This is a genomic window from Prauserella sp. PE36 (assembly GCF_003311655.1).
GTDB lineage: Bacteria > Actinomycetota > Actinomycetes > Mycobacteriales > Pseudonocardiaceae > Prauserella_A > Prauserella_A endophytica.
Genome location: NZ_QEQT01000004.1, coordinates 1 through 713, shown reverse-complemented (window position 1 = coordinate 713; position 713 = coordinate 1). Strand labels below are relative to the sequence as shown.

Below are 713 nucleotides of genomic sequence, written 5' to 3'. Positions count from 1 at the left end.
CCCGCCCAGCGGCGTCCCCACAGGACGCCGCCACGGCACCCCCATGCCAAAAAACCGGCACACAGCGTGACCAACGAGAGGCTTCACGATGGACACCCGCACCCAGTTCACCCGCTCCGCCCTCGCGGCCGCTGCGCGCGGCTGGCACGTCTTCCCGCTCATCCCGAACGGCAAGCGCCCGGCCCTGCACGGCGCCGACCGCTGCCCCCGTACCGGCCCGTGCGAGGCCGGGCATGCGGGGTGGGAGCAGCGCGCCACCACCGACCCGGAGCGCATCCGCGCCGCCTGGTCGGCGGGCCCGTTCAACATCGGCATCGCGACCGGCCCGTCCGGGCTGTGCGTGCTCGACCTCGACACCGCCAAGCCCGACGACGGCCCGGTGCCGGAGCGGTGGGCGGCCGAGGGCGCCCGCTGTGGCGAGGATGTGCTCGCTGTCGTGGCCGAGCGGGCCGGGGCCGAGTTGCCCGGCGACACCCTCACCGTGGCCACCCCTTCCGGTGGGCTGCACCTGTACTACACCGCCCCCGAGGGCACTGAGTTGCGCAACACCAGCGGCGACACCGGCAGGGGACTCGGGTGGAAGGTCGACACCCGCGCGTGGGGCGGCTACGTCGTGGCCCCCGGCTCAACCACCCCGCGCGGCCCGTATCGCTACGTGCACGACGGCGCGGTGGCCGCGCTGCCCGGCTGGCTGGCCGAACGGCTCGCCCCGG

Annotated in this window: 1 protein-coding gene; it reads left to right on the top strand. The window is 75.6% G+C overall.

Annotation, left to right across the window (positions count from 1 at the left end; genetic code table 11):
- Nucleotides 1-88: 88 nt before the first annotated feature.
- Nucleotides 89-713 (top strand): bifunctional DNA primase/polymerase (locus DI005_RS00140; protein WP_147263808.1); only part of this gene is annotated, 625 nt, incomplete at its 3' end.